Origin of the sequence: Exiguobacterium sp. s78 (assembly GCF_018618985.1) — a bacterium.
In the GTDB taxonomy this organism is placed as follows: domain Bacteria; phylum Bacillota; class Bacilli; order Exiguobacteriales; family Exiguobacteriaceae; genus Exiguobacterium_A; species Exiguobacterium_A abrahamii.
Genome location: NZ_JACSNB010000001.1, coordinates 1,081,729 through 1,096,399, shown reverse-complemented (window position 1 = coordinate 1,096,399; position 14,671 = coordinate 1,081,729). Strand labels below are relative to the sequence as shown.

At 46.4% G+C, this 14,671-nt stretch carries 15 protein-coding genes and 1 tRNA gene; all 16 read right to left on the bottom strand.

Translation table 11 applies throughout. The annotated features are described in order from the left end of the window. Positions 1–275: 275 nt before the first annotated feature. On the bottom strand, positions 276–1,004 hold the full coding sequence (locus tag KNQ18_RS05430) for an amino acid ABC transporter ATP-binding protein (RefSeq protein WP_023468549.1): 729 nt from the start codon (positions 1,002–1,004) through the stop codon (positions 276–278). Beyond that, entirely contained in the window at positions 1,001–1,645 is a 645-nt protein-coding gene (locus tag KNQ18_RS05425) for an amino acid ABC transporter permease (RefSeq protein ID WP_023468550.1), read from the bottom strand. The genes KNQ18_RS05430 and KNQ18_RS05425 overlap by 4 nt, the downstream gene beginning before the upstream one ends. 31 nt (positions 1,646–1,676) lie before the next feature. Then, positions 1,677–2,444 carry a transporter substrate-binding domain-containing protein gene (locus tag KNQ18_RS05420; RefSeq protein ID WP_023468551.1) on the bottom strand — a complete coding sequence of 256 codons (768 nt, stop codon included), beginning with the start codon at positions 2,442–2,444 and terminating at the stop codon, positions 1,677–1,679. A gap of 202 nt (positions 2,445–2,646) precedes the next feature. Continuing rightward, positions 2,647–2,730: transfer RNA gene (locus KNQ18_RS05415), tRNA-Leu, on the bottom strand. Between the two features lie 42 nt (positions 2,731–2,772). Next, positions 2,773–3,705, bottom strand: a complete 933-nt coding sequence (locus tag KNQ18_RS05410) for an alpha/beta hydrolase (protein ID WP_215083999.1) — start codon at positions 3,703–3,705, stop codon at positions 2,773–2,775. A gap of 21 nt (positions 3,706–3,726) precedes the next feature. After that, the gene (locus tag KNQ18_RS05405) at positions 3,727–4,068 is read right to left on the bottom strand and encodes a hypothetical protein (RefSeq protein ID WP_050678281.1); all 342 of its coding nucleotides are present in this window, start codon (positions 4,066–4,068) and stop codon (positions 3,727–3,729) included. Between the two features lie 15 nt (positions 4,069–4,083). Further along, positions 4,084–5,094 (bottom strand): S66 family peptidase, encoded by a 1,011-nt coding sequence (locus KNQ18_RS05400; RefSeq protein ID WP_214770578.1) that lies wholly within the window; start codon positions 5,092–5,094, stop codon positions 4,084–4,086. A 185-nt stretch (positions 5,095–5,279) separates the two neighbouring features. Continuing rightward, a complete protein-coding gene (locus KNQ18_RS05395) occupies positions 5,280–5,642 on the bottom strand; it encodes a DUF779 domain-containing protein (RefSeq protein WP_023468555.1) in 363 nt (120 codons plus the stop codon). Positions 5,643–5,664: 22 nt separating this feature from the next. Further along, positions 5,665–7,185, bottom strand: a complete 1,521-nt coding sequence (gene adh, locus KNQ18_RS05390; protein WP_023468556.1) for an aldehyde dehydrogenase — start codon at positions 7,183–7,185, stop codon at positions 5,665–5,667. Between the two features lie 198 nt (positions 7,186–7,383). Beyond that, the gene (locus KNQ18_RS05385) at positions 7,384–7,908 is read right to left on the bottom strand and encodes a TraR/DksA C4-type zinc finger protein (protein WP_023468557.1); all 525 of its coding nucleotides are present in this window, start codon (positions 7,906–7,908) and stop codon (positions 7,384–7,386) included. 68 nt (positions 7,909–7,976) lie between these two features. Beyond that, on the bottom strand, positions 7,977–8,774 hold the full coding sequence (locus KNQ18_RS05380; protein WP_050678284.1) for a hypothetical protein: 798 nt from the start codon (positions 8,772–8,774) through the stop codon (positions 7,977–7,979). A 238-nt stretch (positions 8,775–9,012) separates the two neighbouring features. Next, positions 9,013–10,155, bottom strand: a complete 1,143-nt coding sequence (locus KNQ18_RS05375; protein WP_214723494.1) for a mannitol-1-phosphate 5-dehydrogenase — start codon at positions 10,153–10,155, stop codon at positions 9,013–9,015. A 2-nt stretch (positions 10,156–10,157) separates the two neighbouring features. Next, on the bottom strand, positions 10,158–10,595 hold the full coding sequence (locus tag KNQ18_RS05370) for a PTS mannitol transporter subunit IIA (RefSeq protein WP_200934376.1): 438 nt from the start codon (positions 10,593–10,595) through the stop codon (positions 10,158–10,160). 34 nt (positions 10,596–10,629) lie between these two features. Beyond that, entirely contained in the window at positions 10,630–12,060 is a 1,431-nt protein-coding gene (locus tag KNQ18_RS05365) for a PTS mannitol transporter subunit IIBC (RefSeq protein WP_075642502.1), read from the bottom strand. A gap of 192 nt (positions 12,061–12,252) precedes the next feature. Next, positions 12,253–14,265, bottom strand: a complete 2,013-nt coding sequence (locus KNQ18_RS05360; protein ID WP_215083997.1) for a BglG family transcription antiterminator — start codon at positions 14,263–14,265, stop codon at positions 12,253–12,255. Then, positions 14,258–14,551, bottom strand: coding sequence for a PTS sugar transporter subunit IIB (locus KNQ18_RS05355; protein WP_050678288.1), 294 nt, complete (start codon positions 14,549–14,551; stop codon positions 14,258–14,260). The genes KNQ18_RS05360 and KNQ18_RS05355 overlap by 8 nt, the downstream gene beginning before the upstream one ends. Between the last annotated feature and the right edge of the window lie 120 nt (positions 14,552–14,671).

Here is a 14,671-nt window from a genome sequence, read left to right as displayed (position 1 = left end):
TCCAGTGGATACTCGATGTGTTTCCAGCCCTCTACCTGTTAGCGCTTTCAAAAGGAATTGCATGAATAAAACGCTGAACGTCATGAGAAGGAATGATCGTGTCATTCTTCCATGAAAGTGCCTTCGTTACTATATTACTACTCTTTTCCTGTGTGTGCATTTCGAATTCCCAAATTCTCACGCTTAAATGTATAAGTTTTTCTTATGAGCGCTTAGACAGTTATTTATGATTCGTCAAAAAACCGGCGTATCCGCATTTAGATACGCCGGTTCCATCATAAGACTTTACTAAGGAACGATTGCGTCCGTTCGTGTTGTGGAGAATCAAACAATGCTTGTGGCACGTTCTCTTCGACGATATAGCCACCATCCATGAATAAGACGCGATCTCCGACCTCTCGAGCAAATCCCATCTCATGGGTCACGACGACCATCGTCATGCCTTCAAGGGCAAGCTGTTTCATGACGGCAAGCACGTCACCGACCATTTCCGGGTCAAGCGCTGACGTTGGCTCATCAAATAACATGATTTTCGGATTCATTGCAAGCGCGCGGGCAATCGCGACCCGCTGTTTTTGCCCCCCAGATAATTCACCTGGATAATTATCCGCTTTTTCACGTAATCCGACTTTATCGAGTAATTCAAGTGCCCGCTGTTTCGCCTGTTCTTTATCCGATTTACGCACTTTGATTGGTGCAAGCGTGACGTTTTCTAGCACGGTCTTATGCGGGAAGAGATTAAAATGTTGAAAGACCATCCCGACTTCTTCCCGGACCTTGTTGATATCGACCTTTGGACTCGTAATATCGAAATCATCGACGATGACCGTGCCACCTGTAATCTCTTCCAATCGATTCAAACAGCGTAAAAACGTACTTTTCCCAGATCCCGACGGACCGATGACACAAACGACTTCTTTTTCGGCAATCGAGACGTTGATGTCTTTTAAGACTTCATTCGAACCGAATGATTTCTTTAGATTCTTTACTTCTATGATACTCATCGTAATGTAAACCTCCGTTCCAAGAACTTCGCCACTAAGGACAAGAGATAAATGATGACGAAGTACATCAATCCGACGACGGACCAGACGATGAATGGTTCAAACGTCGTTGACTGCTGCACTTGACCTTGTTGTGTCAAGTCAGCGATTCCGATAATCGACAACAACGATGTATCTTTTAAGCTGATGATCGATTGGTTCGTAATCGTTGGTAACATCCGTCGGAATGCTTGCGGTAAGATGATCTGTACCATCGTTTGACGCCCTGTCATCCCGAGTGAACGCGCAGCTTCTGTTTGTCCTTTATCAATCGACTGGATACCAGCTCGAATGATTTCCGCAAAATAAGCACCGGCATTGATTGCGACCGTCAGTATCCCTGCATACATCCGGTCCATCGATAACCATTCGAGCGAATTGAGTCCAAAATAGATGAAGAATAACTGAACGATGAACGGCGTTCCGCGAATGACATCGATGTAGACGATCGCGATCCCGTTTAAGATTTTTGATGGTGATAACCGCATCAATGCGACGACTAAGCCAATCAGAAAGCCGACGATGACCGCGATGATGAAAATATACAATGTGACTTGAAGCCCTTCCAAGAAAAATGGAAATGCGGTTTTGACCACTTCCATTGGCTATCCCACTCCCTTATCGCCTTGCGACTTATTTCAGATACGTGTCAACGATTTTATCGTATTCACCGTTTTCTTTCAGATTCGCAAGTCCTTTGTTGATTTTCTTCATCAGATCCTCGTTCTCACCTTTTAAGACAGCGATTCCGTAGTTGTCCCCGTTGAGACGGTCTCCGACAAGTTTTAATCCAAGGTTTTGTTGTTTGTTTGCATATGAGATGACAGGATAATCTTCAATCAAAGCAGCAGCGTTACCGTTCTTCACTTCTTGGAACATCGCTGGACTGTCATTGAACTGTGTGACCGTGAATCCCAGTTTGTCTGCGTTATCCGTTGCATATTTCGCACCCGTCGTTCCCTTTTTGACGGCTACTTTTTTCCCTTTTAAATCGTTGACGGATTTAATACCATTCTCATCTTCTTTGACGACTAGAATAAGACCAGCTTTGAAGTATGGATCCGAGAATGTGACGACTTTCTTCCGTTCTGGCGTAATACTCATACCAGCAATGGCAACGTCCAATTGATTTGCTTGAAGTGCCGGAATAATGCCGCTAAAGTCCATCGCTTCAAATTGAATCTTGAAGTTCTGATCCTTCGCGATTGCTTTCATGAGATCGATGTCGATTCCTTTGTACGTATCCCCGTCTTTATATTCGAATGGTGGATACGTGACGTCAATGCCGACCTTATAAGTCTTTCCTTCAGACGACTCTTCTTCTTTCGAACCGATGCTACATGCACCAAGTACGAGAACACAGCTCATCAAGAGCGCTAGCAAGATACTCCCTTTTTTCATGTTTGTTTCCCCTCTCCTATGTGTTAAAGATTGTCTACTTCACTTAGTACTTTCCCTGAAGAGTACCCTCTTTAAAACGTATTTTACCAGAAAAATTCTAAAAAGATAAATATTTCTGAATTTTTATTCGTTGTAATCGTTTTCTATTCAGCAACAAAAAAGAAGGCAACTCCTTGCTGGGATTGCCTCCTTCAATCATTTATGCCGCCGAGAGGACTTGAACCTCCACGGTGTTGCCACCACTAGATTCTGAGTCTAGCGCGTCTACCAGTTCCGCCACGACGACGTTGATTTATGATATTAATATAGCGGGTAACGAACTGAGTTGTCAATCATTTCGCAAGATGTTGCGAACGAACTTCTCCACGACATCATCATACAATGCCGGATCCTCAAAATAGGCCATCGCGTGAGCGGCATTTGGAATGACGACGAGCTCTTTTTCCGTTGGACAAGCTTCATACAGCTCATATACCATATCTGTCGGTACAAACGTATCCGCCCCACCATGGATGAACAAAATCGGTACCTGTGCTTTTTTGACTTGTTTCAACGCTGATGCTTCACGGAACGTATAACCTGCCTTTAGCTTCGTCAATACGCTCGTCATGCCTAAGAACGGAAAGTGTGGTAGTCGATACATCCGCTTCATCTGATACGCAAGGACAGCATTGACGGACGTATAGGCACAATCAGAAATGATTCCTTTGATTTGTGGTGGGAGTTGTTCGCCACTCGTCATCAATACGGTCGCCCCTCCCATCGACACCCCATGCAAGAACAGTTTCGCATCCTGTCCGATCCGTTCAATCAGATAGTTCGACCAACTGAGACAATCTTCCCGATCATGCCATCCGAATCCGATATAGTGACCGTCACTCATTCCGTGTCCACGATTATCGGGCATCATGACATGGAAACCGGCCTGATGGTACAGATAGCCGAATCCGGCTAAATCCGTTCCGACGCCTCCGTACCCGTGCACGAGAATGACGATCCGATCTGACGGAACAGGTGACGGAAGAAAATGCCCGCGTAACGTTAAACCGTCTTTCGCTTCAATCTCGATCCGCTCAAGCGGTTGCTCCTTGATCCACGTCTGACCAGGTTGCATCAATCGGACCATCTCGTCACTTAAATCTCGGTTATTCGATAAGAATGGCTTTGGATTCGTGGCGATTGCCATCTCATAAAAATAATAACTCGCTGCTACTAATCCGGATCCGATGACTCCGATTCCAATTTTTGTTCTGCGACGCATCTGCCCCACTCCTTCTTTCCGTTATAGCTCGATCTTCAGTTGAGCAGCATGGTCATCCTCTTCATCCTGCAAGACTTGTTGACGTAATCGTTGTTCTTGTTGCTGACGCCGGTAGGCAAATTCCTGGACAAGCTCTGTACCCGTGAATCCATCTTCTACGAGTTCGCTCAATAATTCCGTTTCTGTCTCGACGACCTCCCCCGGACGTCGCATGACGAGAACATCTCCGACTTGTGCAATCAGCAATTCATCTTCTAGACGAAGTGCATCGTAAAATGGTTCAGGTAACGTCATTCGACGTGTCTCCGGATTGATATGGACGCGTTTATAAACGCCTAATGCTTGAAACTTACGACGTGCCATTGCGTGCTCTCCTTTTTAGTTGAACGTCAGATCGATTCGTGAATCTTTCCCTTGAATACGAACCGTCCCCGTCGCTCCATTGATTAACGTCAACTGTGGTGGTTGATGACCGATGTCAAGATCATATAAGACTGGTAAGCCCGTCTCATCCGCGAGATATTGATATACGTCTAGCCATGTCAGGTCTTCTATAATCCTTGCAGACGTACGCCCGAATAAAAAGCCAGCCGCATGGTCGAACCACCCAGCATACGCCATTTGTCGCAGCGTCCGGTGTACCTCTGCCGAATTCGCTTCAGACACCTCAAAGTACCAGAGTATCGGTTCTCCGTTGATCTCTTCACGCTGGAAACGCTGCACATCTCCATACGGTGTCCCAATCAGATGGCGAATCGTCTCCAGACACCCACCAAGTAACCGTCCAGTCACTTCTGTTCGCTCATCAAGTGCTTTCCATTCCGTCGCTTCCGTTAGCTGAAATAACGAACCTGTTGGACGTTCTTCATCAGTCCACTCGGGTTGATAACGGTCGGAAGCCCATTGTGTGACGGTTCCTCCAGTTGGCGTCGCGAGCACCCGTCGCCAGGCACTTGTCGTCTCGTCCCATTCTTCACTCCGAAGCTCAACGAAATTCGGACCATGTGCTGTCGCGATTCCCGTCTGAAGCGTCAGACTGAGCAATAACGTACTGATATCGGAATAGCCAAGCAACCATTTTGTTTGGTAAGTAGCTAGCGTCAACTCGGGTAAAAGATCAATGGCGCGTTCCCCACCAAATGGCGGGATGACGGCATCAATCGTCTCATCCGTCATCATGTGATTCAATTCCTCCGCCCGTTGTTTGACCGGTGCACTCTCAGCAAGTTGATGCGACCAAATCGTTTCGCCTAAACGGACGTTCATTTGCCGTGCTTGTACCTGTTCAACTGCTTGTTCGACCCATTCCTGTTGCTGTTCACGTAATCCGGAGGAGGGCGCCGTCACTCCGATCGTTTGACCTGTCCAACCTAAAAATGGATATTTCATGGTGACCCCCTATAATGTCATAGTGTGAAACTATCTTCTCGTCAAAATATGAGTTCATTATACCGTTCTTATGCCGCATTACCAACTTTTATCCTGTTCGAACGTCGTGATACGAACAAAAAAACACGATTCCGTACGAGCGACCTGAATGAACAAGTCAACTCGACGAAACCGTGTTTGATTCCTTAGCTTGATGCTGATAGTTCAGCGTATTCCTCTTGCGTGAACGCACGGGAGCGTGTCAAAAAACGTTTCCCTTCGACACCTTCAAGAGAGAACATTCCGCCTCGACCATCCACGACATCAATGATGAGTTGCGTATGTTTCCAGTACTCATATTGATCTTCATGAATATAAAACGGACAACCACCGATCTCTCCCAGTTTTTTATCCTGATCTCCCAGGAATAGATCACCCTGCGCAAAACACATCGGGGAACTGCCATCGCAACAACCACCAGATTGATGAAACATCAACGGACCGTGTTTTTCTCTCAACTGGTCGATTAACTCTAGACAAGCTGCTGTCGCCTGAACACGTTCCACCATTTGCATCCACGTCCTTTCCGACTTAGAAGAAACCGAGTTTATTCGGGTTGTAGCTAACGAGTAGGTTTTTCGTCCGTTGGTAATGGTTGAGCATCATCTTATGGTTTTCACGTCCGATCCCTGACATTTTGTAACCACCAAACGCCGCGTGAGCTGGATATTGGTGATAACAGTTCGTCCAGACGCGTCCTGCTTCGATCGCACGCCCAAACCGATAAGCACGGTTCATATCACGTGTCCAGACGCCGGCACCAAGACCATATAACGTATCATTCGCAATTTCGAGCGCTTCTTCTTCCGTCTTGAATGTCGTAACCGACAGGACCGGTCCGAAAATTTCCTCTTGGAAGATTCGCATCTTATTGTGTCCTTTGAAGATCGTTGGTTGGATGTAATATCCTTCTGCGAGATCCCCTTCAAGCATGTTGCGTTCCCCACCGATGAGACATTCTGCGCCTTCCGACTTACCGATTTCAAGATATGAAAGAATTTTCTCCATCTGTTCGTTCGAAGCTTGAGCACCCATCATGACGTCCGAATCAAGAGGATTTCCGATCTTGATGGCTTTAACGCGCTCAAGAACACGTTCCATGAACGGCTCGTAAATCGATTCTTGAATCAAGGCACGCGACGGACACGTACAGACTTCTCCTTGATTCAACGCGAACATCAGTAATCCTTCGATTGCTTTATCAAAGAAAGCATCGTCTGCCTGCATGATATCCTCAAAGAAGATGTTCGGTGATTTCCCACCGAGCTCGAGGGTGACCGGAATCAAGTTTTGCGATGCGTACTGCATGATCAAACGTCCTGTCGTCGTCTCTCCCGTAAAGGCGATTTTTGCGATTCGTTTGCTTGAAGCGAGCGGTTTCCCTGCTTCAAGACCAAAACCGTTGACGATGTTAAGAACACCCGGTGGGAGTAAATCCTCAATGAGCTCAACGAGTACCATGATGCTCGCTGGTGTTTGTTCTGCCGGTTTTAAGACGACGCAGTTCCCTGCCGCGAGTGCTGGCGCTAGTTTCCAGACAGCCATCAAGAGTGGGAAGTTCCACGGAATGATTTGACCAACGACGCCAAGTGGCTCATGGAAGTGATACGCGACCGTATCTTGGTCGAGTTCACCGACCGAACCTTCTTGGGCACGGATGACCCCCGCGAAATAACGGAAGTGATCGATCGCGAGCGGTAGATCGGCGTTGAGTGTCTCACGGACCGCTTTCCCGTTCTCAAGTGTCTCTGCATAAGCGAGCATCTCGAGGTTTTCTTCCATCCGATTCGCGATTTTATTTAAAATGTTTGAGCGTTCCGTTACAGACGTTTTCCCCCATGCTTCTTTTGCCGCATGTGCTGCGTCAAGAGCCAGTTCGATGTCTTCCTTACCGGAACGAGCGACTTGACACAATACTTTACCGGTAACAGGTGTTACATTATCAAAATATTCTCCCCCGACAGGTGCCGTCCACTTTCCATTGATGTAATTTTCATACCGTTCCTTGTACTGTACCTTTGACCCTTGCTTGTTCGGAATGTCATAAATCATGCTTTATTTCCTCCCTCAACTAAAATGGTCAAGCAGTGAGACGGATGCTTGTATGCGCTTACATTTTAATATAGGCTAAAAACAGCCCTCTCGATACCATCGTACCAAAATTATATGAAAAGTCAAAAAATTCCGGTAAATATTTGTGATTTTTTTCGAGAAAAAAAACATCTCCATTTTCGGGAGATGTTTTGCCGGTCAAGACCGTGTCGGGTCAATTCCGTCTTCTTGGTCAGACGGTGTATCAGAACTACCAAAGTCACTCACTTTCGAGAATCCGTCCGTATCACCGTCGATGTCTTTGCCGCGGGCTGTGACAGATGGATCCAGTACGTCTTCTTCGCTTGGTCGCGAATTGGGATCGTTCTCGTTTTGTTCTGCTTCTTCTTTTGCATGCTCGATGCATAATAACGTTTCCGGAATGATATCAAGACGTTCAATCTCAATCTCTTTTCCACAGACCTTACAAATGCCATACGTTCCGTCCTCGATCGCTTTTAGGGCACGGTCCACATCAGAGAGCATATCCTCTTGCATGTCCGTGATTGCTTGATCGCGTTCCCGCAAGAACAATTCATCGCCGGAATCGGCAGGATGATTATCGTAACTCGACAATTCACCTTCATCGTAGTCGGTATCGCGTTGTTCGATGTTTGATGTCGTCTTTTCTTTTTCCTTTAATAACCGTTGCTTGAATTCTTCCGTCTGTTGTTTAGATAACATGATTGTTCGACTCCCCTTCGTTAGAACCTCTGTTAAGAATGTAGCCTATTCGAAGAAGAGTTAAACCATCACGAACACTTATAAGAACGAATTGATCCATGAAGATCACAGATGACCGTCATGCATTCATTCCCATCGTTAAAACAAATCTGATGTGATCGTCCGTTCTTGGATGTCGTGATGTCATCAATCCACAGTTGCGAAGCATCTGCCGAAGACAGCATCGCAATTTTGTCACGAATCATGAATAAATCAAACGGTAACAGATTCAAGGATTGAATCGTCAAACCATGTTTACGGAAGAGTGGATCAAGCTGATATTGCGAAAGACTATACAAACACTTCTCGGCCCCACCAATCAACAACTGAATCGAATGGGAGGGCTCATGACTATCGATGCGCTCCTTGTGCAGGATGATTCGTCCTCGAACACCAGACTCATTGAAAATTCGTTGCGTATCCTCTTGTGAAAGGCGTGGTCCACCTTCCTTCACCTTTAAGACGATGTGGGCGAATTCAGCAAAATCAGGTTTCCCGATTTCAAGAGCCGGGATATGACGGACTTCTTCGCGTTCAATGATTTCAATCAAGTCACGCTCAACTTGGACACTGACCGTATCTGTCGAAAAGACACGGACGTCGATCACGAATTGATCAAGTACCGCATTTACTTCGATCGTGTACGTCAAATCAAGGTTTTTTTCTTGTTCAACCAATAGTCGATTCAAGATGAGTTGATGCAATAAATGGACTGGCGTACGCGAAGAAAATTGACTCGAATAAATCAAATGTTTTGGTCCGGTTCCTTTTGTAGTTTTTGGTCGTGCTCCGTTTAATCTATATACGTTCACTTTATAATTCAACATATGATCACCTTCTCTTACCTGAAAAATCGGAATAGAGATGTTCCGTTCATATAGCGTACAATGTATTTTAATCGCTAAATATTCGTTTTCGAATATTCCAAATTTAATATACAAATTGTAATCAAATTGTGATAGAAGAATTTCAAAAACTGATCATTTCGATGACGACACGTCGCATTTAATTCGATATACAAAAACACCTTTCACATCCCGTGAAAGGTGTTGAGAACACTTATTCTTAAGCAATCGAATTGACTTGGTGTTGCATCGCTTCATAATGTTCGATGATTCGAGATCCAAGTGGATCCGTTGCCGATAATTGTAAATACGCGTTTAGCGCATCTTCGATTCCATGTTTCGTAATATATGCATTTAATTCTGAAGATTCTGAATCATTTGGATCGAAATAGGTTAGAGCTGCTGCGATCCCACGCGCTAATCCATCTGCTTCGATGCCACGCTCCATCAATTCCTTTGCTGGTTTGACGAGTCGGTCACTTGGACTCAGTTTACGAATCGGTGAACGAGCGACACGTATGATTTCATCATGAATCCGCGGGTTTTCAAAGCGTTTCATATTCTTTTGGATATACGCACTATGATCGACCGGATTAAAGCCGTACTTTTCAAGTAATAGCCATCCTGTTTCGTAAAGTGCTGTCTGGACACCACGACGGATGCGTGGATCCGTTAGACTTTCAGCGATCGTCTCTTTATGGAATAGTGCTCCGAGATAAGAAGCGATCGCATGTCCCGTATTAACGGTGAACAGCTTCCGCTCGATGAACGGTTCGATGTTCTCGACATAGGTGACGCCTTCGATCCGTGGATAAGCTTCCGGTAGTCCAGTCGTCTCAATCACCCATTCGAAGAATTCTTCCACTTCGACGTACAACGGGTCTTCGTGATGTTGAAGCGGTACGATCCGGTCAACCGCTGCATTCGGGAAATACCAGTTCTCCGCTACGGGGTGATGTTTCGCCACCTCTGCTTGCAAGTGTTTTGACCCACCGATCATGTTCTCACACGCAATGACGTAGACAGGTGTCTGTTGATCACGTTGACGTAACCCTTCCGCGATCAAAGGAGCTACTTTCGATAACAAGCTCGGGCCGACAGCTGTTGTAATCACGTCTGCATCGCGAATCGCTGCAATGACTTGATCCGGTTCAGATAAACTGTTGAGTGCTGTCACGCCGTTGACCCGTTCACGTCCTCCTTGTTCAGAGGCATAACCTACTTCGTAGGTTTGTCTCGTTTTTAATGCATCGACGACCGTCGTATTGACATCTACGAAACAGACTTCGTAACCCGTCTTGACGAGTTGTAAGCCGATGAACCCACGTCCGATGTTACCGGCACCAAAATGGATGGCTTTCATGCTTACACCTCCGCTGTCAATAAGGCGATGATTTCTTCTTTTGATGTCGCTGCCACGATACGCTCGACGTTCTCCTCATCGGAGCAAATGACCGCGATATTCGATAGCAACTCGAGGTGTTCATCCCCAACGCCAGCGATGCCGATGACGAGTCGTGCTTGTTCCGTTCCGAATGCTACGCCTTGCGGTACTTGTAGAATCGATAGCCCCGTTTTCTTGACCTGTGATTTAGCCGACTCTGTTCCGTGGGGAATCGCGACATGGTTGCCGATGTAGACCGTCGATAAGGCATGACGCTCCTGCATTGAATCGATATAACCCGCTTCGACATATCCGTGATCGACGAGGAGTTGACCGGCAGCCGTAATGGCTGCCGTCTCGTCTGCGAATTGTTGGTCAAGTAATACAAGTTCCGGTGAAAGGTTCATTGTCGTTGTCATGTTTATTCCTCCTTGAGTGTCTCTCTCTTTATTTTTAAGAAATCTTATTCCGTGCTGTTTCGATCTCATGGACGAGTTGATCATAATACCCGGCATTCAGGAAATTATCGACTGATCGGTGTTCTGCCGTTGGGACTTGTTCCTTCGCCCGCTCCGTCAAATCACGATGCGTGATGATCAGTTCGGCGTTTTGCGGCAGTTGACTGATCGACGTATTCGTCACTTTGATCGGTAAGCCCGCTTTATTGATTTTATTGCGAAGGACAGATGCCCCCATCGCACTCGATCCCATACCAGCGTCACAAGCGAAAATGATATGTTCGACTTCCGCAAGTGGTTTGGCATCAGCTGAAACGAGTGTCGAGGCAATTGATTGTTTTCCTTTCATCGCACTGACGTTCGCGCTTGCTTCTTCAAGTGATGTCTCTTTTGCTTTGCTTGTTTTCAATAAGACTGTCGAGACAACGAATGTCACAGACGCTGAGACAAGGACACCGGCGATCAATCCGACGTAAGAGCCGCGGGATGCCATTGCAAGGACAGCGATGATACTACCCGGTGAAGCAGGTGCGACTAAACCGACATCAAATAGGACGAATGTGAGGATCCCACTCATACCGCCTGCGATCATCGCAAGCAATAAGACCGGCTTCATCAAGACATACGGGAAGTAGATTTCGTGAATCCCACCGATGAATTGAATGAACGCAGCACCCGGTGCTGTTTTCTTTGCTGCACCAGAACCGAAGAACGAGTAAGCGAGTAACAATCCGAGACCCGGACCTGGGTTGGCTTCGAGTAAGAACAGTACCGATTTTCCTGCTTCATTCACTTGATCGAGACCAAGAGGGCTTAAGATACCGTGGTTGATTGCGTTGTTTAAGAATAAAATTTTTGCTGGTTCGATGAACAAACTGGCAAGCGGTAATAAGTGTGCACTGACAATCGCACCAACTGCTGCAGCCATGATGTCGTCAAGACCTGTCATGAGTGGTCCGAACACTTTGAATCCACCGAGCATCAACAAACCACCGATGATTCCGACCGAGAAATTGTTGACGAGCATCTCGAGACCTGGTTTGATTTTTCCTTCGATCAACTGATCAAACTTTTTGATGACATATCCGCCAAGTGGTCCCATGATCATGGCACCGAGGAACATCGGAATCTCTGTTCCGACGATGACCCCCATCGTCGCGAGCGTCCCGACGACGCCCCCTCTGACGTCATGCATTAATTTCCCGCCTGTGTATCCGATCAGCAACGGTAAGAGATAGGTGATCGTCGGACCGACGAGTTCACCGAGTTCCTTATTTGGTGCCCATCCAGTTGGGATGAACAGTGCCGTGATGATCCCCCAGGCGATAAATGCACCGATGTTCGGCATGACCATACCGCTTAAAAAGCTTCCGAACCGTTGAACTTGTACACGGATGCCCCGTGCTCCATTTTGAGCTGTCGCCATTGCGTTAGCCTCCATTTCGTGTATGAGTTGATAAGATGATTGCTTTGCTATGACCTTATTGTAAGAGCACTGCAAGCGCTTACTCAATCTTTCCTAGTTCAGTCTTTGTCCAAGAAGTTGGACAGACTGGAAAGAAGCCTGCCTGACCTAAAAAAATCCCTGTCACTTCAGGAATTGAGTGACAGGGATTTTTCAAGTGTGACCTAGGAATTGATCAATGACCGTTCGAAACGTTCGATTCAAAAGCAGACGAATCGTCTGTTCCTCCCCGAACTCGAATTGATCCATTTGTTCTGGACTCTCGATGATCGCAGCACTGATCGAACTGAGTAATTCAAGCAGTTCATTCGAGGTCTCTTCCGGTGCGACCAAGACGAGAAGCCGTTCGACGGATTGCAACTGTTGATCCATTCCGAGTAAGTCGATCGGTTCAGGCAATTCAAAGATAAGAAATCCCCCTCGTTGAATCGTCGCATCGCGTCCGTGAAATAGTGCGAGCCGTGTTCCCGGAATACCGAGACCTGACATCTCATGACGACGCAGCAATTGTCCAGAGAGTGACACAGCTGACTTCGCTAATCCTTGCTCGACCATTCGTGTACTGATTTCAAACAATAGCGATTCAATCCCATCGTCCATCCGCTCCAACCGTTCCATCTTGAATCCATTCGATACTTGGATTGACGATGCGACGAGCCGATGCAGTTGCTCAAGATCGAGCCATTCCGTTTTCGTCTGCCGTGGTGCCGGTTGAAAGGATTTAGGCAAGGCGAGAATTAATTTCCGGATCCGTTCGACCTCATCCTGAGGAAGTAACGGGTTAACGAGAAGATGTGGTGGGCGGATGTCAGGCAACGGTACGGTCGATAAAACGAAGTCGTACGATTCGATCGGTAACCGTTCGATGCCAAACAACGACGAGTTATCGATGTGCTCGAGTTCAGCGAATTCTTGACGCAATCGATTCATTAGTAACTTCGAAGAACCGAGTCCAGCAGAACAAACGACGAGGACACGATATGGTAGTTTAGGTGTCGGTTTACTCAGGACAGCTCCGAAGTGCATGACCCAAAAAGCTAAATCCACGTCTTCGAATGTAACATCGGTGAAGATCGACAGTGCTGCTTGTTTGACCGCATCAAACAAGCGCGGATATTCCCGTTCGATTTGTTTGATGACATAAGATGGATTGACACTATTTTGACGTGTGTACGATTGAATATGCGAAACGAGTCCGCGTTCTAGCGCATGATCCTTCGTGAAGTTCGTTCCATACATTAAGGAAACACGTTCAATCAATCGTTTCACACGAAGACGCGTGACGAGTTCTTCCGTATCTCCTGCGTCCGATTGAAAGAAAGCACGCAACTCTTCTGATAACCATTGGCGTTCGGCAATCGACAATGTGTCAGGTAGTCGCTCTTCGACGCGTTCCACCCATTTGAGGATTTCGACCGGATACGCTTTTAACTCGTAACGCATCGGAAACTGATCTTTGCGCAACGCTTGTAAAGCTAAGCTGAGTGTCGCACGCATGATTTGTCGGTCATTGAGACGCCCTTCTTTCGTCAATGGCGCAATGACCGCGTACGCTTGATTGATCATCTCAAGCCAAGATGTTCGATTCAAGCGTAACAGATGAGGTAATTGCCCAGCGTCGCCTTGTAACAACCGATAGAAAGCGAGAACATCCCATTGCGTAAAAATCAATGAAATCAGTAAACGGCGTTTGTTGATTTCTTCACCGATGACTTCAGCACCAATACCTTTTTTGCGCTTGATTTCAAGGTCATATTGCAGAAACCACTCATCAATCCGCTCTAAATCCTGGCTGACCGTGCTCGGAGCCACATACATCGCATGGGCGATCGCCTGTAATTTGACCATCCCTTCTTCTTGTAGTAGCCGATACGCTAACTCGACTTGGCGATCTTCAGCGTTCGGTAATTGTTTATGTGACAACAAGAGTTGGTCCCGTAATACATGTTTGGCTTCGTCTGTTCCTTCAATTAAGAGGCCTCTGCCGCGGACATATGTCAAACGCAAGTCATGATCTTCTAAAGATTGGGCAAGACGATCGCGTTCACGTTGAATCGTTCGTTCCGATGTCTCGAGCGTTTCCGCGATCTCTTGTATTTGAACAGGTTCTTCGCGTGATAAGAGGAAAAATAATATATCATGTTCCCGTGGTGTAAATTCAGTCATGCAGCCTCACTCTTTTCTGCCAAGATTCGAGGATGACATCATATGCAGTCGGATCAAGAACCCGATCGACTGGATGCACAGAACAATGTGTTTTCCATACGTGTCGATGGACGAGTTGCGTTTCTCCGACGATAAAAGATGCCTGATCAGGTAGTTCTGCGATCCGACATGTCTTAACGTCTGTCGTAATACCGCATTCAAGTAAGCGTTTTCTTAAAATCGTAGCACCCATGACACTACTCGCCATTCCACTCTCGCATACGAAATAGATGATTTCTGAATTCATCTGTCATACCTCCTCTTCATTTTATAAGAATAGCAGAAATATTTTCGGTGTTTCACCTTGAAACAAAATCAATAGTTATTTTTGAACTGGCAGATTTCTTTGCCAAACACAAAAAAGCCT

Excerpts from the sequence above, each read along its gene's own strand:
- KNQ18_RS05430 (WP_023468549.1), bottom strand. The coding sequence starts at position 1,004 with ATGAGTATCATAGAAGTAAAGAATCTAAAGAAATCATTCGGTTCGAAT.
- KNQ18_RS05425 (WP_023468550.1), bottom strand. The coding sequence starts at position 1,645 with ATGGAAGTGGTCAAAACCGCATTTCCATTTTTCTTGGAAGGGCTTCAA.
- KNQ18_RS05420 (WP_023468551.1), bottom strand. The coding sequence starts at position 2,444 with ATGAAAAAAGGGAGTATCTTGCTAGCGCTCTTGATGAGCTGTGTTCTC.
- KNQ18_RS05410 (WP_215083999.1), bottom strand. The coding sequence starts at position 3,705 with ATGCGTCGCAGAACAAAAATTGGAATCGGAGTCATCGGATCCGGATTA.
- KNQ18_RS05405 (WP_050678281.1), bottom strand. The coding sequence starts at position 4,068 with ATGGCACGTCGTAAGTTTCAAGCATTAGGCGTTTATAAACGCGTCCAT.
- KNQ18_RS05400 (WP_214770578.1), bottom strand. The coding sequence starts at position 5,094 with ATGAAATATCCATTTTTAGGTTGGACAGGTCAAACGATCGGAGTGACG.
- KNQ18_RS05395 (WP_023468555.1), bottom strand. The coding sequence starts at position 5,642 with ATGGTGGAACGTGTTCAGGCGACAGCAGCTTGTCTAGAGTTAATCGAC.
- adh (WP_023468556.1), bottom strand. The coding sequence starts at position 7,185 with ATGATTTATGACATTCCGAACAAGCAAGGGTCAAAGGTACAGTACAAG.
- KNQ18_RS05385 (WP_023468557.1), bottom strand. The coding sequence starts at position 7,908 with ATGTTATCTAAACAACAGACGGAAGAATTCAAGCAACGGTTATTAAAG.
- KNQ18_RS05380 (WP_050678284.1), bottom strand. The coding sequence starts at position 8,774 with ATGTTGAATTATAAAGTGAACGTATATAGATTAAACGGAGCACGACCA.
- KNQ18_RS05375 (WP_214723494.1), bottom strand. The coding sequence starts at position 10,155 with ATGAAAGCCATCCATTTTGGTGCCGGTAACATCGGACGTGGGTTCATC.
- KNQ18_RS05370 (WP_200934376.1), bottom strand. The coding sequence starts at position 10,595 with ATGACAACGACAATGAACCTTTCACCGGAACTTGTATTACTTGACCAA.
- KNQ18_RS05365 (WP_075642502.1), bottom strand. The coding sequence starts at position 12,060 with ATGGCGACAGCTCAAAATGGAGCACGGGGCATCCGTGTACAAGTTCAA.
- KNQ18_RS05360 (WP_215083997.1), bottom strand. The coding sequence starts at position 14,265 with ATGACTGAATTTACACCACGGGAACATGATATATTATTTTTCCTCTTA.
- KNQ18_RS05355 (WP_050678288.1), bottom strand. The coding sequence starts at position 14,551 with ATGAATTCAGAAATCATCTATTTCGTATGCGAGAGTGGAATGGCGAGT.